The organism is Colwellia sp. 12G3 (genome assembly GCF_002836775.1).
Lineage (GTDB): Bacteria > Pseudomonadota > Gammaproteobacteria > Enterobacterales > Alteromonadaceae > Colwellia.
The window spans coordinates 387,407-409,116 of the sequence record NZ_PJAQ01000017.1; the positions used below are offsets into that span (position 1 = coordinate 387,407).

The window sequence follows — 21,710 nt, forward strand, 5'->3', positions numbered from 1 at the left end:
TGATACTTAGTAATTTTAAATTACTAAGTGCAATGAGTAACTTCAAGTTACTCATTGCTAAATGTTATGTGAGCAAACTAGTGCTCTAGCATCTTATATCGTTCACGTAATTTATTACGGATTGAAACGGCAGTCATATTCAAAGCAACAATGATGCTTACCAAAAGTAAGGCGGTTGCAAAGACTAACGGACGTGCGGCTTCAACATTGGGACTTTGGAAACCGACATCATAGATATGAAATCCTAAATGCATGAATTTTCTATCTAAGTGTAAGAATGGGAAATTACCATCTAACGGTAAATTAGGTGCCATTTTAACAACACCGACCAACATTAATGGCGCTACTTCGCCTGCGGCACGAGCAATCGCTAAAATAATACCTGTCATAATCGCAGGACTAGCGATAGGTAAAATAATACGCCACAAGGTCTCGGCTTTGGTTGCACCTAATGCTAAAGAGCCATGGCGCATCTCTGAAGGAATCCGTGATAGCCCTTCCTCTGTTGACACTATCACTACGGGTAACGTTAATATAGCCAATGTCAGTGCTGACCATAAAACCCCAGGAGTACCAAAGGTAGGGCTAGGTAAGTTTTCTGAATAAAACAATTGGTCGAGTGAACCACCCACCATATAAACAAAGAATCCTAAACCAAAAACGCCGTAAACAATAGAAGGTACGCCGGCTAGATTGATTACCGCAATACGTAAAAGTTTAGTAAAAGCATTTTTACCCGCATACTCATGTAAATAAATAGCAGCGATGACACCAAACGGTGAAACGATGACTGTCATTAATAACACCATAAGCACTGTGCCAAAAATAGCAGGAAACACACCACCTTCGGTATTGGCTTCACGAGGATCGTCAATAAGAAATGAGCCAATGTGACTAAAGAATAATGCTGTTTTTTCTATCACACTAAGCTGGTTATTAAAGGTAACTTTAAGAATATATTCAAAGTTAATCGTAACGAGTTGACCATCCATAGCACGCATAACGATATGATCACGAGATATTTGTTCTCGATAGCCCATCAATTCTTGCTCTAGTAATGCGTAGTCTTGATTCAGTGTCGCTATTTCACTGTCAATTTGTGCTTGCAACTCCGCTGTTAGCTTGTTTTCTAATTGATACTTACGCGTTTTTAAACGTAAACGCTCTAATTGATAGTTGATAGCGCCTATATCAGATTTTTGTAAATCATCAATTTGGTCTTGAAAGTTATCAACTCGCGCTAATAATTCAGACAGCTTACTTTCGTCGACTTCTTTTCCATCAACGACGACGCTTTCAATGAAGCCGTAAAAATTACCATTAGTACGGCGCTCGATAACAACTAAGTCATTTGGGGTTTGTGTCTTTTGAATATTATGACTTAACAACCAACGAAAATCTAAACTCACCAACTCTCGGTTACCTGTTTTGATTAACAAACGCTCTAATATTTCTTGCTCAGGATCAAGCGCCAAATTTAAATGTGCTAATTGGCTTACTGGGATTTGCTCTCTATCGTATATTTCACCGATGACAACACTCTTCGCGCCATGTTGATCGGTAAGATCAAATTGGTATAGTTCACTTGGCCAAAAATATGATAAGCCGCGTGATGCGATAAGCCATAAAAGGCCTAACACTGAAATTAAACTGATACTTACGCCACCTGCCGATAACCATATCCACGGTGAACCCGACCTAAACCATTTATTCATAAAGTAACTCTATTTATTGTTTATAACTACGCATCTTGTTGTTGTATGATTCAATTTTCGTGTCAAAAGTACTCATTGATAGTCATCAACTCCGTGCTTTTTCCTTTAAATTAAACCATACAGCTTAAAGATGAGCAGCTATGAAATTCATTTAATATATCTATTGGATTTTTATAAATATTACAAATCACTACATTACATTGAGCTGTATTTTTCTCTTAATCGTTGACGAACAAATTCTGCTGCGGTATTGAAAATAAAGGTGAAGATAAAGAGTACAAATGCTGCCAAGAATAAAATACGGTAATGGGAGCTGCCCACTTCAGACTCTGGCATTTCTACCGCAATGTTTGCCGCCAGGGTTCTCATACCTTGGAAGATACTCCAATCTAATATTGGCGTATTACCCGTTGCCATCAAGACAATCATTGTTTCACCGACAGCGCGACCTAGCCCCATCATTATTGCGGAAAATATACCTGGACTGGCAGTTAGCAGTACCACACCGATTAATGTTTGCCATTGTGTTGCCCCTAATGCTAATGAACCGCTGGTTAAATGACCTGGCACACTGAAAATTGCATCTTCAGCCATAGAGAAAATAGTAGGTATAACAGCAAAGCCCATCGCAATACCAACAACTAAAGCATTACGTTGGTCAAAGTTGATACCTAGGTCATTGGTTAGGTATTGGCGCATATCACCATTGAACAATGTCAGCTCAAGTACACCTGATAAAGAAAAGGCCGCATAGGTGGCTAGTATTATCACAGGGATTAACAAAATCGGTGCTAATGTTTCTGGCAGTTTGTCTTTCCAATCATTAGGTAGGTTATGCCATGCAAACGCCGTTATTAGGGTAGATAATGGTAAAAAGATAAAAAGTAAAAATATTGCCGGTAAATACTCTTCCATTATTGGTGCTAGCCATAAACCGGCTAAGAAACCTAAAATAACGGTCGGTAATGCTTCCATCATTTCTATGGTAGGTTTAACTTTTTTACGCAGTCCTGGTGTCATAAAGTAAGCCGTATATATTGCAGCGGTTAAGGCAATAGGTACTGCAAATAACATTGCATATAAAGCCGCTTTAATCGTACCAAAAGAAATGGGCACTAAAGAAAATTTTCCTTCAAAATCATCTGATCCCGATGTTGATTGCCAAACATAATCTGGCTCAGGGTAACCTTCATACCAAACCTCTTGCCATAATGCTTGCCAGGTAACTTCAGGATGCTCATTATGAACACTAAAAGCTTGTAGGCTCTTCTTATTAGCATCGAGAGGATCATTAACAATAGCAATGATGCCATTAGCTCTAGGGGCGATAGTAAACGTTTCGGGCTGGCTTGATGTTAACTGACCTTGCCATAAGTGCGCAGCACTGGTGGTATAAAAGACATTGACCATGCCGCTTTGCGTCATAGTGTAAAAGCTTTTTCTATATTGCTCAGTATAAATAGCGGTTATCGCGCTTGATGCTTGGTTGTTCTTGTCATATTTGACACTGTCATCATTCGCTTTGAAGCTTCGAATCTGCTTAAACTGGCGACCAGTATCTGTTGCTACTTCAAACCATTGACTGACTTGGCCACTATTATCACCGAGTAACACTGAACTACTACCTGAAAGTAATCCCATTGAAGTGAGGTAAGTCTCATTGTTAGCTAGTGTCGGTGTAATCGTTGCTTTAAGGCTAACTTCTTCGTCATCGTTTAGCGAATACACATAGACTGTTGAACCGCTTCGAATAAAAGCTAAACGTAAATCAGGTGTTACTTTTATTTCATCAACCGCACCATTAAATAGCTCAATTTGTTGAAAAATGGTCTCGTATTCAACGTCATCACCAGAAGAACTAAAGTCATCTTCAGCAATAAAACTCGTTTTTATTAAACGCTTATCTTGAGTAAAACCAACAAAAACAATTCTTTCATCATTCATTGCAAAAGCTAATTGAGAAAGCGCCGCTTGTTGTTCATCAATAACTAACGAATTATAACCTAGGGGATAATTTACTTGAGGAATAATTTCACGGGTATCATTCGCGTATTTAGCATGAAAACTTGGCTGAATTAATAATGTTTGACCCTTAGCTGTATGCAGTAATTTATTGGCCGAAAAAGAGTTAACTACATTAACAACGTGATCTTGATTAAAGTCATCACTTACAAATAAAGACACTGAAAGTGAATTATCACCAATAGCAAACTGGTTATCTGCGTGAGGAACGCTGGCTTTTAAATGATAAAAATCAATATTACCAGACTCTGTTATTTGATAAGCCAACTCTTTCAGCTCATCAACACCACTACCTAAGACTTTTTCATTATCTGCTAAATCAATACTAATATTGACTGTTTGTTCAATTTTCGCAGACTCAAAAATAGGTTTTACTACGTAGAGTAAATACATAAATATCAAGACAAGGGTAAACAAAACACTGATACCACCTAGGGTGATTAACCATTTTGCTAAAGAATTTTTAATCCCACGACTACGGTTCGAACTAATAAGAGTTGCCACTTAATTAACCTTATCATCAATAAACTATCAAGTAGCTTATTCAATATAGAGAATACGATATAATAATGATGGGAAGTATAAGTCAGTTATGTGACAATTTTATTACAGCAATAGAATTGCTAGAGAATATATGGGTAGTGAATAAGAAAAGCAGCCCTAAATGAGTACTACTTTCCTAGTGATTTGTAACTTTGATATTGCGAGCGATTAGCTCAAAAATTTAATGTACCAAGGCATCGCTTTATCAATACCTTGCTGAATTTTAAACTCTGGTTCAAAACCAAGCAAAGATTTCGCTTTAGAAATATCTGCTTGTGAGTGTCTAACATCACCGGCTCTAAAATCTTGATAGGTTGGCGATTTTTGATAATCGACACCATTTGCTTGCAATGCAACTTTTAAGCTATCAAATAAGGTGTTTAAGCTTGTTCTATCACCTAAGGCAACATTATATACTTGATTTTTACCGGCATCATTTGTTGTTGCAGCTAAAATATTAGCTTGTACTGCATTTTCAACAAAACAGAAATCACGGCTGGTTTCACCATCGCCATTAATCAATAATTCCTCGTTAGCTATCATCGCTGCAGTCCACTTGGGAATAACAGCGGCATACGCGCCATCAGGGTCTTGCCTTTTACCGAAAACATTAAAATAACGCAAGCCAGTACAGTTCAAACCATAGGTTTTATGAAACACATCGGCATAAAGCTCATTAACATACTTAGTTACCGCGTAAGGAGATAACGGTTTACCAATAGTATCTTCAACTTTTGGTAATGCTGGATGGTCGCCATAAGTAGAGCTGGAAGCAGCATAAACAAAGCTTTTTACTTGAGTTTCTTTCGCTGCCGTTAACATGGTTAAAAAACCAGTTATGTTTGCTGAGTTTGTTAATAAAGGATCAGCGATTGATCTCGGCACAGAGCCTAACGCCGCTTGGTGAAGAATGTAATCAACACCACTGTCGTAATGACTTAACGCACTTTGGCAATCTTCCAATTGACGGATGTCACCTTTGACAAAGTGAAAATTTTGCCATTGAACAACGGAAACTTGTGTTTGAACTTCATCTAAATTGTGCTGATGGCCCGTAGCAAAGTTGTCTAAACCTACTACCTTTTGGTTTAATAAAAGCAGTGTTTCTAAAAGGTTCGAACCTATAAAGCCGGCACAACCTGTGATAAGCCAAGTTTTAGGTGCATTGATAAGCTCGTCTTTGATTTTTTGAAACTGAGTCATTTGGTTAAATAGTCCTTTGTTTAAAAATACACCCTTAGCTGAAAGTCAGGTAAGGGTGTTTTATGTTTATACTTTAGGTGATGTTAATGCCGCTAGAGTAGCTTATAAACGGATGTCAGCTAACTCTTTATCTAGCATGTATTTAAGGTCATAAATTACATGCTCACTTTTCATCATAGCTTTAATCACATCTGCAGATAAAGCCTTAAATTCATTATGCGCTACCGCAAAAATAACGGCATCGTAGTGGCCTGATTTAGGCGCTGAAATTAAATCTACGCCATATTCATGCTTAGCTTCCTCTGGGTTTACCCAAGGGTCATAAACATCCACATTGATATCAAATTCAGCTAATTCAGCTAAAATATCGACAACTTTAGTATTTCGGACATCAGGGCAGTTTTCTTTAAAGGTTAAGCCCATGACCAGAACATTAGCACCATTAACTGGTAACTTTCTTTTAAGCATAGTTTTCACTAACTGTGAAACCACATATTCGCCCATAGCATCATTAATACGGCGACCCGCTAAAATAACTTCAGGATTATAGCCAATCGATTGCGCTTTATGGGTCAAATAATAAGGATCAACACCAATACAGTGACCGCCAACGAGGCCGGGTCTAAACGGTAAGAAGTTCCACTTAGTTCCCGCAGCTTTCAATACTTCTTCGGTATCAATATTTAACTTATTAAAAATAACAGCAAGTTCATTGATCAAAGCAATGTTTAAATCTCGTTGGGTATTTTCAATCACTTTCGCCGCTTCAGCGACTTGAATACTTGACGCTTTATAAGTGCCGGCAGTGATAATAGACTTATAAAGGCTATCAATAAAGTCAGCAATATCCGGTGTTGAACCAGATGTCACTTTTAAAATATTAGTAACTCTATGCTCTTTATCACCAGGATTAATACGTTCAGGGCTATAACCTGCGTAAAAATCTTGATTAAAAACTAAGCCTGAATGACGCTCAACTTCAGGTAAACAAACCTCTTCGGTCGCTCCTGGATATACTGTGGATTCATAAATGACGATATCGCCTTGATTAATCACTTTTGCCAGCATAGCGCTCGCTTTGACTAATGGCGATAAATCAGGTTGTTTGTGTTTATCTATAGGTGTTGGTACGGTAACAATATAAACATTACAGCCCTTTAAATCGTCAACCTCAGCAGAATATGAAATAAACTCAGAGTCAGCGAGTTCTGCACTTGATACTTCTAAAGTAAAATCATGTCCTTGTTTTAACTCATCAACTCGCTTGGTATTTATGTCAAAGCCCAGGGTTGGATATTTTTTACCAAACTCTACCGCTAAAGGTAAACCAACATAACCTAAACCGATAATACCTAACTTTACGTTTTCTAATGAGTACAACATACTAGGTCCATTTATTGTATTTTTAATTGATTGTGTTTCGAATTTATTTTATTAAAAATCATCTTAACGACTTTAGTCAAAGATAACAATTTCAGCTCTCATTACCTGACTAATTGATAGTACTAAATTCCACTGATAGCAGCGACAGCGACTGCCGAATTATAGATAATGCTCGTTACACTGGACCATAGGGCCAAGTTATTCATGTATTCAGCATTAAGCGGTACAACTATGGTATCACCCGGCGCAAGGTTATCATCAGCATCACTGGTAAACCAATTACCACTGTTCATCATTTTAATACTGCCGTTTGCAGAAATGATATAGGTTCGATCTGTATCCGCACGTTTTTTACTACCACCACTTTGCGCCAAATAATCAGCAGCAGATAAAGCAGCATCAAAAATATGTGATGAAGTCACCTGTACTTGACCGACTACATTGACAGAATTTTTAACGGTTGGTACGTACAGCACATCACCACCTTCAAGTAATACGTCATAATTCTTATCATTGACCACTTTAGGCAAATCAATTACTAACCGCCCGATGGGTTTCACTTTTTCCATATCCGTTAACATTTGTTGTACTTCGGCGTAAGATTGCGAATAATTTTGATCTGACATCGACTTTGAGGCCATTTCTATACGTAAATCAGCAGTTAACTTTGATAAATTTTTCTTCTCAATTGCTCGTAATTGTACCCGAGTAAGAACAGAGCCCTCCTGATGAGCAAATTGAGTAAAACCGCCAGCTTTAGCAATTAAATTAGCTAAACTTTCACCGCGACGTACGGTATATTTACCAGGAAAGACAAATTCACCTCTAAGCTCAACAACGTTATTTTCGCTCCACGCGGGGATTTTATGAATATTTAATCTGTCTTTTGAAGTCAGTAAAACATTGTCTTTCTCTTCCCCTATTAATGCTGCACTCAAGCTTATAGCAAGAGATTTTTGCTGCGCCATATGATCAACAATTTGATTGCGGGTCAGTTCAGCACGGACAACATAAGCAGATTCGGTTAAACCACCGGCGGCGGCAATTAAATCTGCAACACGGCCGTTTTTAGCTAAGGGGTAGACTCCTGGGAATTTTATTTCACCGTCAGCTTCTACTAACTGTATAAACTGCCCTGATTTACCCTGACGTTTTAATTTTTCAATAATAGGCTTTAATAAACGTTGACGCGAAGCTTGTGATTTTTTGTTAGCAAAAACCAAAATTTTATCATTACCTTGTAAAACCAGGTTATCTTTAGAGTTAGGTGTCGAGACTGCTTTAGCTAAATCAAATTGTAGTACTTCAATGTTACGTGCTATGTCAATTTCTCGTACAACGATAGAATAATTCAGGTCAGCAGAGGGGAGTAAATGCGAATCTATATTTGGAAAGATATCGGTAATACGTTGTCCTGCTTGCCATTGATATTTTCCTGGGCGAGTAACCGCACCTATGACAGTAACTGATTGCTCAAACATTTCTGCCGCTTTCATCACATGCACCGCATCACCGGCATGTACTCTCTTAGCTAAGTCACTGGCGTTTGTTAAATCAAGATTAACGACCGAGCGTAAAGCATTTTGATTATAACGTTCCACACGTGTGGTGGTTGCAAAAGCTGTTGGTAATAACCCGCCCGACATAGTTAATATATCGTTAAAGTTACAATCTTCGGTTAATTCATAAATAGCAGGTCGTCGTACTTCACCTTTAACATTTACCGTACTGCCTTTAGGTGCAATAAAAACCACATCACCCGATTGTAATAAGACATCGCTACTTGAATCACCGCTGATTAACAGGTCATATAGATCTAACGTTTGTACTAGCTTACCTGCACGTTTGAGTTGGATATTACGTAAACTGCCAATATCACTAATACCACCTGCGGCAAAAAGAGCATGGGTAATACTTGATAATGAACTTAACGTATAAGGACCAGGCTTAAAAGCATCTCCTAATACAAAAATACGCATTGAACGCAGTGAAGCCATACCAATAACAACATCGACACCAATAATTCTCTCTTTAACACGCGCAGTTAACAGACGTTTCATTTCATTAAAAGTTAACCCCGATACAGTGAAAGGACCGAGAGAAGGAACAACAACCTGCCCTTCACGGTTAACAGTTAACTCTAGCTCTTTCACTTCTTTACCAAAAACTTGAACAGAGATGCTATCACCGGGGCCAATAACATATTCAGCAGGGATGGCAATATCCATCATAGGGGCAAACGTTTGTGGTGAATTAGCAAAAACATCATAACCAAAAGCTTTTAACTTATCACTTGGTTCAAGTACTGCTAATTCTTCTTGCTCAGCCATTGGATTGCCCTGAGCATCAAATTGAGTACCCCGTGGGAAGGTTTCAGTTTTGGCTGACTGCGCTTCGCTTTTACCTGAGCCCTGTATTTGCTTTTCTATCGCAGCCAAATCAACGCCCATTGACTGGGCAAGTGCCTGCTGTTGTGACTTTGGCAGTTTCTTAAATTGCTCTATTTGCTGAGGTGATATTTGCTGAGCATAGACTTGCGTTAAATTTCCTCCAGCAATGAAAGTAAGCACTATCGCTAAGGTCATAATCGGAAAACTTAATGAGTCCGGTTTAGAGCCCCTAAAAAGATTTTTGATGAGTTTTATCATTTTCGTACAAATTCCTATATAGCCTATGCGGTAATACATTTAATCCGAAGGCTTTTGTTTATCCTTGATTAATTTCAAGAAGCTAATGTCAATAACCTTGAAGTTAAACACTAAATTTAGTGACGACGAAGTTTACCAGCTTAAGGTGATGCAAACAATATGTTAACCAACCTTGTCACCCCATATTATTACGCTGCTGCCTAGTAAGTGCTAGGAAACATTTCTCTACAACCTCCAAAGCAAGATAACCATTGATTTGTAGCAAAACTTGCCTTTATTTGTTCACGCAGGTATAACTCCCCTTTACTAAAAAACATTAACTTAAAATGTTACAGTAAAAAACTAACGCTAATGATTATAAAAAATAAAATCTAGGATTATTATATGACTCAACCTAATGCGGGTACGCTGTTTGGCCACCCTAAAGGACTTTTCCTTTTATTTGGTACTGAAATGTGGGAGCGTTTCGGTTATTACGGTATGCGTGCCTTATTGGTATTGTATCTAATTGCATCAACACAAGACGGCGGTTTTGGTTGGACTAACCAAGAAGCGCTAAGGCTATATGGTTTCTTCACTATGGCTGTATATTTAACACCGGTAATCGGTGGTTGGTTAGCTGATAACTATATCGGTCAACGTAAAGCTATCATATGGGGCGGAATAATTTTTTCCTTAGGTTACTTTACCTTAGGTATCCCTAAGTCGATGATTGTCGGCATGGAAGAAACGGTATTTTATCTCGGTTTAGCACTTATTATTATTGGTAACGGTTTATTTAAAGCCAATGTTTCAAGTTTAGTGGGCGAGCTATATGAAGATGGCGATCACAGACGTGACGGCGCTTTTACTATTTTCTATATGGGTATTAATTTAGGTGCTTTCTTAGCGCCTATTACTGTAGGTGTACTTGGCGAAACCGTTAATTGGCATTACGGCTTTATCTTAGCCGGTTGTGGTATGTTAATTGGTTTAACCTTACAACTGACTTTAGCGAATAAATATTTAGGTGATATTGGTGTCGAGCCATCAGCTAAACGTACTAAAGGTGAACAAAAAGCAGATGCACCGTTAACCCCTCAAGATATCGACCGAATGAAAGTTATTTTAATTATGAGCATGTTCTCGGTAATTTTCTGGGCCGGTTTTGAGCAAGCAGGTGGTTTATTTACTATTTATGCCTCTGACTTCACTGATCGTACTCTCTTTGGTTTTGAAATTGCCGCTTCATCATTTCAATCATTGAATGCGATGTTCATTATTTTATTAGCACCTTTTGTTGCCTCTACTTGGGTTAAAATGGGTTCAAATGAACCAACCTCACCGAAGAAATTCGCACTAGCGATGTTATTTTTAGCACTAGGTTTCTTTGTGATGTTATGGGCTACTATGGTTCAAGGCGGCGATGTCGCGGTGAAAGTAAGCATGTTATTCTTAGTTTTTGCTTACCTATTCCACACCTTAGGTGAATTATGTTTATCACCAATTGGTTTGTCTATGGTAACTAAACTAGCACCGCTTAAATTTACCTCCTTATTAATGGGTATTTGGTTCTTCTTTACCGCTTTATCAAACTGGTTAGCTGCATTTATTGGCTCATTTGTTGGTGAAGGTGAAGAGATGGTTAATAATGCCGCAAACATCTTTATGGGTGTGGGTATTGGCGCATTAATTACTGGTCTTATTATCTACCTTTCAGCGGGTAAATTAGTTGAATGGATGCATGGTGCCGAAGGTGCTCAGACTTCTGACCTTGAAGAAAAAATCGAAGAAGAAATCTCAGTTACCGGTACTCATGAAGGTATTTCTGAAACTCATAGCTAATTCGTAAACATTACAAGTTACAATAATAGTATTAAGCTGGACGAGCAATCGTCCAGCTTTTTTTATGCTTAATAAACAGTACTATCCAACGATAAGATGACATAAGATAATCATACTATGAATATACGCTCACAATTACGCAAAGAAGTCAGAGAACGCCGCAATGCACTGTCAGTAACACAGCAGAGTCATGCAGCGATTGCTTTAACAGCAAGCCTTTCTAATCATGGCAAAATCCAACAAGCTAAACGTATTGCGATTTACTTAAGCAATGATGGTGAATTATCAACCACAAACTTTATTGACTGGTGTTGGCAGAATAGTAAAGACGTTTATTTACCTGTAGTACATCCTTTTAGCTCTGGCAATCTACTCTTCTTACATTACCAACAAGATACTAAGCTAGTTCACAATGTTTATGGCATTTTAGAGCCGAAATTAGATGTTACTAAAGTTTGTCCATTAGAGCAGCTTGATGTTATTTGTACGCCACTGGTAGCTTTTGATGAAACGGGAGCCAGATTAGGCATGGGTGGTGGTTTTTATGACCGAAGCCTAGCTTACTGGCAACAAACTAAGCTTTATCCCCTTGGACTTGCCCATGATTGCCAGCGAGTAGAAAAAGTTCCAATAGAAAGCTGGGATATCCCCTTACCTGAAATAATCACACCAAATAAAAATTACCGTTTTACTTAGAGAGTGCGAAGTTAAGTTATCGGCTACATAACTAATAAATAACTTAGATTAATGGCCATTCAAAGGTAGTAAAAATCTGCTGCCATTGCTCATCAAACGGCGCTGATATCTTAATTCGTTCATTGCTAACCGGATGATTAAACTCCAATGACTTAGCATGTAGCATCAAGCGTTTAAAGCCAAAGTGCTCAATAAAAAATGGATTTTGCTTGTTATCACCATAATTGATGTCTCCCAGAATAGGATGACGTAAATGTGCTAGGTGGCGACGAATTTGATGACGTCTGCCGGTAATAGGTCGAACTTCGACTAAAGAATAACGCACACTATCAAATTTACCGACTTGAATTGGTAAACTCACTTGCTGTTTTACTTGATAGTAGCTTTGAGCTGATTGTGCAGGCTTGTCACGGCTAACATTTTTATCTCCCAACTTATCTAGTTTTTCTTTTAGGGCATGATCAATTAAGTCTGCCGGTACTGCTAAGTGCCCACGTACCAAAGCATAATAAGTTTTAACCATAGCTAAATCACAACCATCGATGCTTTTATTCGTGCTAAATTCTTCGTCTTTATCTTGCTGAAGTAGCTTATATTCAGACTCTCCCTCTAACTCTGAACTTAACTTTGACGTAAGTTCTGCTTGACTACTTTTATTAGCAAAAGCCTCATTTAACTTAGTCGCCACATCTTTTGTTAAGGCAAAAAGAAGTACTCCAGAAGTCGGTCTGTCTAAGCGATGAACAGGATAAACATATTGTCCGACTTGATCTCTCACTAACTGCAAAGCAAAATAAATTTCATCTCTGTCCATATAACTTCGATGAACAAATAACCCAGCAGGCTTATCAACTGCTACCATAAACTCGTCTTGATAGAGAATGTTAAGTACCGGTTTTTCTGAGTCTGTATCCGCTGATAATACTATATCTACAGTAGAGTTATTCATATCATGCCCCCTTTTATTAGCTTGTTCGGTTAATGTATGATCTATTTTTTGGATAACATCAACTAAAGGTTTGGTATTAACCGATAAGTGCTTAAAAGCCTCTTCAGCCATAGGTGTTAACGATATTTTAGTAGGTAATTGTTGTTGATTTATCATCATCGTTATCTTGGGAATAAATATAAACTGCAACCATTGCTCAAATGCTAAAGTATCACAGCAAAAAGGTGCATTACTTGAAAGTTCATCGATTCTCGGCGGCTGTATTTGCCAAAGATTAAGTGATTTAAGCTCACAAGCTAACGCTTCGAGTAAAAGGGAGATACGTTCAAAGTCTATTTTTATCATCATTTGTGATTATGTAAAGTCGGTTCTTTAAGGTGATTAGTTAAGATCTATTATAGTAAGAAAAATAGTTTTACTATGTTAATGGCGCCATTATCCTTATAATATGGGGCTATAACAAGCGGCAATATTTTTGACTTTATGACTGACACAGCACCAGCAACAAACATAGCTACCCTATCAGAATTACTTAAACTTTCAGATTCACAATATCGTCTTTATGATATTGGTCGACTCGTCACTAAGTTACCTAAAGAGCAGTTTGAAAAGGTAGAATTAAATCAATTACCCTATCCAACGCCAGCTCAAGGGTGTGCTTGTATTGCTATTGCTTTTTGGCAGAAAAAATCTTTACAGCCTTATTTATGGCTATTGAAATTACCTCTTGATGAGCACGGTTTATTAAACCAAGGGGCAAGAAATCATTTTATCGCTATTATTATCGAAGCCCTAGGTGCTGATTTAACTCAAGAAACGTCTAAAGAACAAGAAGAATTACTAAGTAGTAACCCTTATCTCTTCACCCCGGCTCAATATAAACTGGCTAGTTTAAACAGTAAAATCAAAGTCGACTTGAAGCAACAACCTAGTGAGTATTTTTCACCGTTTAAACAATATCTTAGCAATACTTCAGATTGGAGTAATTGGCAAGGCGTTGGTGTACAAGGCATTACTGATTTTATTGCCAGAATAAAACAAGATAATCACAGCGACTTGCTACTCAACGCGTTACCTCATTTACCTGATGAAGTGTTGTCGCCTGTTTGTAGTGCGTTAGAAAATGAGCAATATGCTATTGCTTTAATTGATGCACTGGTAAATTCCTTTAAAAATTCATTAACAAAGCCAGCAGAGTGTTCACAAGCGACGCAGTTATTGCGAGCATTGGCAGCCAGTAGTCATCACATCCATGTGAAAAAAGTGGTTGAACAACTGTTGAGCAGTCCACAAGTAAGCAGTGAGTTACTTATCACCTTATCTAGTCGATGCTGGCAAGCATTAGCGGATGAAAAAACACTGATGTATTATTTTGAACATTTACTCAAGCATAACGACTTGACGCTATTTTCCAGTATTTTTAAAGATTTGGTGACCATCCCATTAATGAGACCCATCGCCTTGGCGTGTATTCGCAGTGAAAATCGTTCACCAGAACTAGCACAAGCCATTGGGCAATTATTTAGTCACACTTAGTTATTATTAATTTTGGAAAGTATCATTTATGGAAAATATATATTATTTATTACTCTTTTGTTTATTTTGCTGGTACTTCGTTTATTTAAGACAAGTATCTGAATCAGCGAAACGTCATGTGAATCGTTACTGTAAAGACGGTGGATTACAGTTTATTTCACTGGCAAGGCGGTCAAGCAGAATAAAATTCACCAAAAAACATGGGCTTTGTATTTACAGCATCTTTGATTTTGACTTCAGCGGTGATGGTGAATCAAATAACGAAGGTTGTCTTACGCTTTATGGTTTAAAGCTAGATCAAGTCAACCTACCTGCTTACCGAGTGAATTAGTACTGATTTTTATCAGTAAAATTATTACTCTGGTTATACCTACCATCAATTAGGTGTTATGTTTATAACAAACATCTAATTCAATCTATTTATTGGAGATTTTGTGCCATTTTTACAAGCAGTTTTTTGTCTAAAAGGGTTTGATGACCGTAGTCGCTTTTTTGCAACAGCAATAACTTCCCTCTTGGGTTTTATCTTTTTCTCTGCAATTTTTACCGGCTATTTGGCGGTAAGCTTTGTTATTTTATTATTATTTACCGCAGTACTCACTTGTAGCACTAAGCGTCGTTTACATGACGCTAAACTGAATAAGAATTGGCAATTAGTCCCTGGTGGCCTACTTTTAATTACGGGTATGCTGAGCTTACTTATTGAAAATAGTAGTAGTTATTACTTATTAATATTACCCGCTTTGAGTGCTGGGCTTTTGCTCACTTATCCAAGTAAAAATAAGAAAGCTCACAATAATTATACCTTGGGCTATTACGGCCCTGTTGACCTAAGTCTCTATACAAAAGAGCCTGTCGTGATAAAAAATCATAATCAGCGCATTGAGCCAACATTAGTTACTGAAGGCGTTAGTGAACAGCTTTATATTAACGAAACAATGGCAGAACAAAGTATTGCCCCCAATCACCTGCCTGATTTTGAAGAGAACAGCAAACAAGCGGATATTGGCGAACTTATTCGCCTAAAATTCCTGAGTAACCGTAAATTACAACTTGGCATTATCGCTTGCGTATCGCTGGTTTTTATCGGGGTATTTATCAATAGTGCCTTTAACACGATTAACCAGGAAAATGCGAATACCACTAATAATGAGTTGAATGAGCCGGAAGTTTTGTCTAAGAATGTTGTCACTCATATTCTTGCCAATAAGAACCATTTTCTAGCTATGCCTGATAATTTCAATTTATACTTATCAGAGCATCGAGGTATTATTATTCATTGGCAAGCTGATCAAGTTGCGAATGGTGAACTCTGGTCACAATTATCGGCAAGTGGTGATAAAAGTTGTCAAAGCATTACCTTTAATAAAGGCTCTGCAATTCGTCCTTTAGCTGTTGTGGTTGAAAATGGTAGTGAATATTTCGCTAGTTTCTCTCCTCTTGATAGCAGTGAATTAGCGCAAGCACTGGCTTTTCGTGGTGATTTCTCATTATGTGGTTATAGCTTCTCTCTGAAAGGTAGCCAAGCTGTACTGGGTAAACACAATCAATACGCACCTTTCTTAGACAAAGATGCTTAATCGTTTAAAGTCATGCTTTAGCGTATTTCTCTAAGGTAGATCAGATACAAAAAAAAGCTGCTCAATGCAAATTGGCAGCTTTTTTTAATGCTATTTTATTATTAATATCTTTTAAGGAACTTTTAATTAAACCGTTATTAAACAGTTATTAAACAAACGTTTTATTCAAAAAACACTTATTAGGCAAAATCAATACCTGCCTTTATCAAATCAGCATAAATACTTTTCATTGCCACGGTATTTTCAGTAAGGGAATCATCCCATTTATCACGTTTATCAAAGCCTAAATCACTAATTTTAAAGTAATGATCCGTTTTGATACCACTTTTATCCAAACAAGCTTTAGTGCAGCCCAGTTCACAACCATCAATGGCAATAATAGTTCGCCCTGAATTGGCTAGCTCCATTATTGGTTTAACATTACCAACTACGCCTGAGATACAAGACATATCAGCAATACCATCACCATCGAGGGTTAATGAAATATTGTGCGCCATTTGCGCGAGATTTGAGCAACCCGAGCAAGAGTAAACTATTGGTTTACCCTTTGTACTGTCGGTGTTTATTTGAGCTGATTTTTGTAAGTTCGACATTAAAGTCACTCCTTAGCTACTTTATTAGTTACCTTATTAGCTGGCAACATTACCAATAGAGGCATTTTAACAAGTAGAAATAACTAAGAATTGATTTAGATCATTACAACAAATAATACCCACTATTAATATGTGGTTAATTGTACCATTCAGTTACTATTTGTTTTATTTTGTCCATTGCTAAGTATTTTTGACAAGCTTTACTCACTCGTTCAATCGCTTTTTCCTCAAGCTCTTCAACACTCGGCCCCTTGCTTACATCATGACCAAGCCAATGCATAAAGAGCTGCAATGCTGCGGGTTGATCAAATAATCCATGTAAATAACAGCCAGCTATTTGCCCATCATCACTTAATAATCCCTGCCCCTCGCCTTGAATATTAAGTAAATTAGACGATTTCGTTCCAGTATCATTGAAAGTGCTCTGCCCCGCATGAATTTCATAGCCCTTAATTTCAGCGCTTTGCTGAGCAAGTTGCAAGATACCTGAAACATTAATCAAGGTTTTCTCAGCCTTTAATATTGTCTTCATCGCAAAATAACCTAAGCCTTCACTCATTCCTGTTTGCCCTTCTAGTCCTTCAGGATCGTCAATTAATTCACCTAACATTTGATAACCACCGCAGATGCCTATGACCTTGCCTTGATAACGCAGGTGTTTAGCAATACCATCATGCCAACCTCGTTGACGCAAAAATTTGAGATCACTACGAACATTTTTACTACCCGGTAAAATAATAAGGTCACAAGCGGGAATAGTTATTTTTTCGTGATTACTCTCGCCCTCAGAGCCCTTGGCAAAAAGGAACTGGCAATCAATATCTTCATGATGGCGTAGGGCATCAAAGTCAGTATGATTACTCATATGTGGATATACTAAGACCACAATACGTACTTTTCCAGAGGTCGATGTCCCCTCAACTGACGTTTGCTGAGTCACTAACGCATCCTCAGAAGAAATATCTAAGCCGTGTAAATACGGTAAAACCCCTAACACTGGTTTATTCGTCTTTTCCTCTAACCATGTCAGACCTGATTCAAGTAATTTAATATCACCGCGAAAGCGATTAATAACAAAACCAACCACTCTGTCTTGCTCTGATTGTGACAGCAGCATTAAGGTACCCACTAGTTGAGCAAAAACACCACCTTTATCAATATCCGCTATGATCAAAACGGGACAATCAACGGCTTCAGCAAAGCCCATATTGGCAATATCCCCTTCTCGTAAATTTATCTCTGCAGGGCTTCCTGCGCCCTCCACAACTATCAAGTCATATTGCTGCATTAACCGTTCATGCGAACTTAGTACAGCTTGCATCGCCACTTTTTTATAATCTTGGTACTCACTGGCCTCCATATTCGACGATGTATTATGCTTAAGCGCCTTACCGTGAACAATAACTTGTGCGCCAGTGTCGCTATTAGGTTTTAGTAATATAGGATTGAAATCTACATCTAACGCTAAGCGCGCAGCCTTAGCCTGCAGCGCTTGTGCTCTACCAATTTCACCACCACACGGTGTAACAGCACTATTAAGCGCCATATTTTGTGGTTTAAAAGGAGCCACTTTAATGTGTAAATCCGCAAAGACACGACAAAGACCAGCCACCAGGGTAGTTTTGCCTGCATCAGATGTTGTGCCTTGTATCATCAAGGTTTTACATTGCCTTACTTTGCCTTGCTCAAAAGGCTCCTGAGTAGAGTCAATATGACTTTGCTTAGCTTCCATCTTATAATTCCTCGACAAATGGCGTAGCAATGCTCGTCACTTGTTGGTGTAGTTGTGGATCTTGATAAGGCTGACTAATAACAACGCGAGACATACTGCCATAACCAATCTTTAAATTTTGGTGCCAGCTAGATTGTTGCCAATTTAACTGTAATATATGCGCTAAGATCATGCGAATAACGCCACCATGAACAACAACTAAAATCCGTCTAGGTGTTGGCGATCCTTTTTGCTTAGTGGCAATAGCTACTTGCTCTTCTAACAAATTTCTCCAAGCTTTTGTCACTCGATAATTGAAGTCTGACAGCGCTTCTGCTTCTGGTAATATAATATCCGCAGGTGCCCGGAAAAAGGCTTCAAGTTGTGCCCAATGCAGTTCAGTTTTATCTTCACCATGATGACCACCGTGAAAAGCGGTTTCCCTAAAAGAAAGATCATCAAATGGCACGCCATCAAAGCAGCCAAAGTTCATCTCTTGTAGATCAAGTGATATCTTTAACGGTAATTTATAGCTAAGTGAAAACTCTTGCGCTACAAGTTGGCAGCGTATTAGAGGAGAGCAAAAAACACCTTGATAGGCTTTATTTGTTTGTTGTTGGGTTACTAACCGCTCAAGTAAACGCGCGTTTTCTGAAGCAACAGGCTTAACATCAGTACAACCATATAAAGCAGGTTTACCCTCGACCTTTACATGTCTTATTAAGTCAATTTCAAGCATAAAAGATCCTTTTATTTACTCGATAATACTTTTTATACACAACGGAATACCAGCGGTTACTAAAGTGACCTTATCGGAGATCTCGGCTATTTTTTGGTTTAACCAACCACAATAATCAACATATAAACGGGTAGACTCACCCATTGGCACTACGCCTAGGCCGATCTCATTGCTAACAATCACAATATCGACATCGATGGCAGTTAATTGGGCGGTTAAAATGTCTATTTTACTTTGTAAATGTTGACCTTGCTCAGTGCTGCTTGCTTCGTGAACGTTATAAAGTTGGTTGTTCAGCCAGAGCGTTAAACAGTCCAGTAAGTAGACATTATTATTATCAAGGTCCGTCAGTGTTTCAGCGAGCGCCAATGGACATTCAATTAATTGCCAACCATCACCTCTATCACGTTGATGTTGGCTTATTCGACTACCCATCTCAGTATCAATGGCGGTTGCCGTAGCAATATACACCGCTTGTTTACCCTGTTTTTCCGCCAGCGCTGATATTTGTTGCTCAGCAAAGCGCGACTTTCCCGAGCGGGCACCGCCTAAAACAAAATGAATCACCCTGTAACTCCAGTAAAAATATGTCCTGTAAAAGCAATACCTGCGAAAATATCATTATTGATATAAGAAACCAGTGTCAGATAAATAAGTAACTCACAAATCTGCTGTGCCGCGCCTAAACAGTCTCCGGTAAAACCACCTATTTTTGTCATTAGCCACTGCTTAAATAGCCAACGAAAAGCCAATAAAACACACAACAACGTGAAGATAACTTCGCTTGAATAAAAAGCTAACGGAGCGACTCCTATCAAAAGTAAAAGGCTCAGTTCTGATGAGGATTGTGCTTGCGCTAATGGCTTACTTTTACTTTGCTCAGTATCACTTACATAAGGCATGGATGAAATTAAGCTACCAGCAATAGCTCTAGATAAACATTCTGCTAGTATTATGGCTAAAAGTAAGTGATTACTATCTTGCTTAGCTAGCTCTAGCAGTAAGGTATATTTTAACAATAAAGCTATCACTAAGGTAACAGCACCATAAGTACCGATTCGACTATCTTTCATAATGGTCAGACGTTTTTCAATGGTAAATGCTCCGCCTATACCATCAGCCATATCAGCTAAACCATCCTCATGAAAAGCGCCGGTTAACAGTAAGCTGATACCCATAGTAAGCAAAATAGAAATATTGGCAGGTAAAAAAGAGTTAAAGCTGACATAAGTAAATCCGAGCAGTAACCCTGTGACTAATCCCACTAAGGAAAAGTATCTGTTAGCTTTATTCAACAAGGCCGCTGAATAATGCATTTTTTTAGGGACAGGTAAACGAGTAAAAAAGCTTAACGCCAAATAAAATAAATTCAGTTGAGCTTTTAATTTATCTTTTAGCGGCTCATTTATCCCTGCAGTCATACCGTCACTCCAGCACTTTCAAAACTGGCCATATTATTATAAAAGCTGGCTGAAGCCTTTATCAAAGGTAAAGCAAGTGCTGCGCCTGTACCCTCTCCCAAACGAAGGCCTAGATTTAATAACGGCTGACAGCTAGTATTGCTAAAGGTTTGCGCCGCCATCAACTCTTCAAGCAATATTTGGTGCGCTTTCTCTTGAGAAACATGAGAAAAAATAAGGTAGTTGGCTACATTTTTATCTAAGCGCTGTGCGACTAAGGCAGCAACAGTGACAATAAAACCATCAATAACAACAGGTAGACTCGCAGATGCCGCAGCTAATATTGCAGAGACCATTTGCACTATTTCAAAGCCACCTAACTCAGCTAGGAGCGTTAGAATCTCTTCATGAGTTAAACCTTCTGCTTTATCTGATAAAGTGACACGCTGTAATGCATTTTCAATCAAACCAATTTTATTAGTTAACTGTTCATCAGTAATACCGGTACCTCGGCCAATACATTCTATAGCACTAAAGGAAGTTAATGCTGACATTAATGCCGCGGCAGAGCTGGTATTAGCGATCCCCATTTCACCTAATAATAATAACTCAACACCTTGCTCAACTTGTGTATTAACCAGTTGTTTTGCATATTCAAACCCTTGTTCTACCTGAATGATTGACATAGCAGGTCCGGCTGAAAAATCATTTGTTCCTGCACCAAGTCGTTGCTCAATAAGTTTAACTCCAGCCACTTTATTGTCGCCCGGTTGGGGAAGCTCATCACGATTGATAGATTGTAATATGCCGCAATCAATCACAGTCAATGCAATATCATTGCTTTGACAAAAACAATTAATTGCGGCACCTCCATGTAAAAAATTGAGCACCATTTGTTTAGTTACCGCACTGGGTGCAATACTCACCGCGTTGACATTAATACCATGGTCGCCGGCAAAAACTAACATAGTCGGTTTTTTTATACTTATTTGGTCTACACTATTTAGCTCGGTGCTTTGTGTACGCCTTTGTTCAGTGATCAATGCAAGTTGTAAAGCCAAGGGTTCTAGAACACCTAGAGCACCTAGGGGTTTAGTTTTATTGTCAATTTTGGCTTGTATAAATTCTACGGTATCTTTACTTAAAGAGGAGATGAGCATCATGAGGT

At 38.3% G+C, this 21,710-nt stretch carries 17 protein-coding genes and 1 pseudogene; 5 read left to right on the forward strand and 13 right to left on the reverse strand.

Going from position 1 to position 21,710, the window contains the following annotated elements:
* Positions 1 to 77: 77 nt before the first annotated feature.
* From pstA to CXF71_RS07205, 5 genes are all read right to left on the reverse strand, one after another.
* Positions 78 to 1,715: a phosphate ABC transporter permease PstA gene (gene pstA / locus CXF71_RS07185; protein ID WP_101232264.1), complete on the reverse strand. Its 1,638-nt coding sequence runs from the start codon at positions 1,713 to 1,715 to the stop codon at positions 78 to 80.
* Positions 1,716 to 1,910: 195 nt separating this feature from the next.
* On the reverse strand, positions 1,911 to 4,241 hold the full coding sequence (locus CXF71_RS07190) for a phosphate ABC transporter permease (protein WP_101232265.1): 2,331 nt from the start codon (positions 4,239 to 4,241) through the stop codon (positions 1,911 to 1,913).
* Positions 4,242 to 4,448: 207 nt separating this feature from the next.
* On the reverse strand, positions 4,449 to 5,483 hold the full coding sequence (locus CXF71_RS07195; RefSeq protein ID WP_101232266.1) for an NAD-dependent epimerase/dehydratase family protein: 1,035 nt from the start codon (positions 5,481 to 5,483) through the stop codon (positions 4,449 to 4,451).
* Between the two features lie 102 nt (positions 5,484 to 5,585).
* Complete coding sequence (gene tviB, locus CXF71_RS07200) at positions 5,586 to 6,866, reverse strand: Vi polysaccharide biosynthesis UDP-N-acetylglucosamine C-6 dehydrogenase TviB (protein WP_101232267.1); 1,281 nt, start codon at positions 6,864 to 6,866, stop codon at positions 5,586 to 5,588.
* A 122-nt stretch (positions 6,867 to 6,988) separates the two neighbouring features.
* The gene (locus tag CXF71_RS07205) at positions 6,989 to 9,514 is read right to left on the reverse strand and encodes a polysaccharide biosynthesis/export family protein (RefSeq protein ID WP_101232268.1); all 2,526 of its coding nucleotides are present in this window, start codon (positions 9,512 to 9,514) and stop codon (positions 6,989 to 6,991) included.
* Positions 9,515 to 9,898: 384 nt separating this feature from the next.
* Here CXF71_RS07205 and CXF71_RS07210 point away from each other — a divergent pair, with 384 nt between their 5' ends.
* A complete protein-coding gene (locus tag CXF71_RS07210) occupies positions 9,899 to 11,338 on the forward strand; it encodes a peptide MFS transporter (RefSeq protein ID WP_101232269.1) in 1,440 nt (479 codons plus the stop codon).
* Between the two features lie 117 nt (positions 11,339 to 11,455).
* Positions 11,456 to 12,034: a 5-formyltetrahydrofolate cyclo-ligase gene (locus CXF71_RS07215; RefSeq protein WP_101232270.1), complete on the forward strand. Its 579-nt coding sequence runs from the start codon at positions 11,456 to 11,458 to the stop codon at positions 12,032 to 12,034.
* A 43-nt stretch (positions 12,035 to 12,077) separates the two neighbouring features.
* Here the strand turns inward: CXF71_RS07215 and CXF71_RS07220 are convergent, their stop codons facing one another.
* Together CXF71_RS07220 and CXF71_RS21945 are read right to left on the reverse strand one after the other, a co-directional pair.
* Positions 12,078 to 12,983, reverse strand: a complete 906-nt coding sequence (locus tag CXF71_RS07220; protein ID WP_442871924.1) for a tRNA pseudouridine(65) synthase TruC — start codon at positions 12,981 to 12,983, stop codon at positions 12,078 to 12,080.
* A gap of 48 nt (positions 12,984 to 13,031) precedes the next feature.
* A pseudogene (locus CXF71_RS21945) lies at positions 13,032 to 13,331 on the reverse strand (YqcC family protein); the annotation flags it as partial.
* Between the two features lie 135 nt (positions 13,332 to 13,466).
* Between CXF71_RS21945 and CXF71_RS07225 the strand changes: the two are divergent.
* From CXF71_RS07225 to CXF71_RS07235, 3 genes are all read left to right on the forward strand, one after another.
* Positions 13,467 to 14,519 (forward strand): DUF3549 family protein, encoded by a 1,053-nt coding sequence (locus CXF71_RS07225; RefSeq protein ID WP_101232272.1) that lies wholly within the window; start codon positions 13,467 to 13,469, stop codon positions 14,517 to 14,519.
* A gap of 28 nt (positions 14,520 to 14,547) precedes the next feature.
* Complete coding sequence (locus tag CXF71_RS07230; protein WP_101232273.1) at positions 14,548 to 14,850, forward strand: DUF3301 domain-containing protein; 303 nt, start codon at positions 14,548 to 14,550, stop codon at positions 14,848 to 14,850.
* Positions 14,851 to 14,953: 103 nt separating this feature from the next.
* Positions 14,954 to 16,099, forward strand: coding sequence for a hypothetical protein (locus CXF71_RS07235; protein WP_101232274.1), 1,146 nt, complete (start codon positions 14,954 to 14,956; stop codon positions 16,097 to 16,099).
* A 179-nt stretch (positions 16,100 to 16,278) separates the two neighbouring features.
* Here CXF71_RS07235 and CXF71_RS07240 read toward each other — a convergent pair whose 3' ends face one another.
* The 6 genes from CXF71_RS07240 to cobT all read right to left on the reverse strand — a co-directional run bounded on the left by CXF71_RS07240 (position 16,279) and on the right by cobT (position 21,705).
* Positions 16,279 to 16,692, reverse strand: coding sequence for a putative zinc-binding protein (locus tag CXF71_RS07240; protein ID WP_101232275.1), 414 nt, complete (start codon positions 16,690 to 16,692; stop codon positions 16,279 to 16,281).
* Positions 16,693 to 16,828: 136 nt separating this feature from the next.
* Complete coding sequence (locus CXF71_RS07245) at positions 16,829 to 18,424, reverse strand: cobyric acid synthase (RefSeq protein ID WP_101232276.1); 1,596 nt, start codon at positions 18,422 to 18,424, stop codon at positions 16,829 to 16,831.
* 1 nt (position 18,425) lies between these two features.
* Positions 18,426 to 19,142, reverse strand: a complete 717-nt coding sequence (locus tag CXF71_RS07250; protein ID WP_101232277.1) for a histidine phosphatase family protein — start codon at positions 19,140 to 19,142, stop codon at positions 18,426 to 18,428.
* A 15-nt stretch (positions 19,143 to 19,157) separates the two neighbouring features.
* The gene (gene cobU / locus CXF71_RS07255; RefSeq protein WP_101232278.1) at positions 19,158 to 19,709 is read right to left on the reverse strand and encodes a bifunctional adenosylcobinamide kinase/adenosylcobinamide-phosphate guanylyltransferase; all 552 of its coding nucleotides are present in this window, start codon (positions 19,707 to 19,709) and stop codon (positions 19,158 to 19,160) included.
* Positions 19,706 to 20,563, reverse strand: a complete 858-nt coding sequence (locus tag CXF71_RS07260; protein WP_101232279.1) for an adenosylcobinamide-GDP ribazoletransferase — start codon at positions 20,561 to 20,563, stop codon at positions 19,706 to 19,708. The genes cobU and CXF71_RS07260 overlap by 4 nt, the downstream gene beginning before the upstream one ends.
* Positions 20,560 to 21,705 carry a nicotinate-nucleotide--dimethylbenzimidazole phosphoribosyltransferase gene (gene cobT, locus CXF71_RS07265; protein WP_101232280.1) on the reverse strand — a complete coding sequence of 382 codons (1,146 nt, stop codon included), beginning with the start codon at positions 21,703 to 21,705 and terminating at the stop codon, positions 20,560 to 20,562. Before cobT ends, CXF71_RS07260 begins: the two co-directional genes overlap by 4 nt.
* Positions 21,706 to 21,710 lie beyond the last annotated feature (5 nt).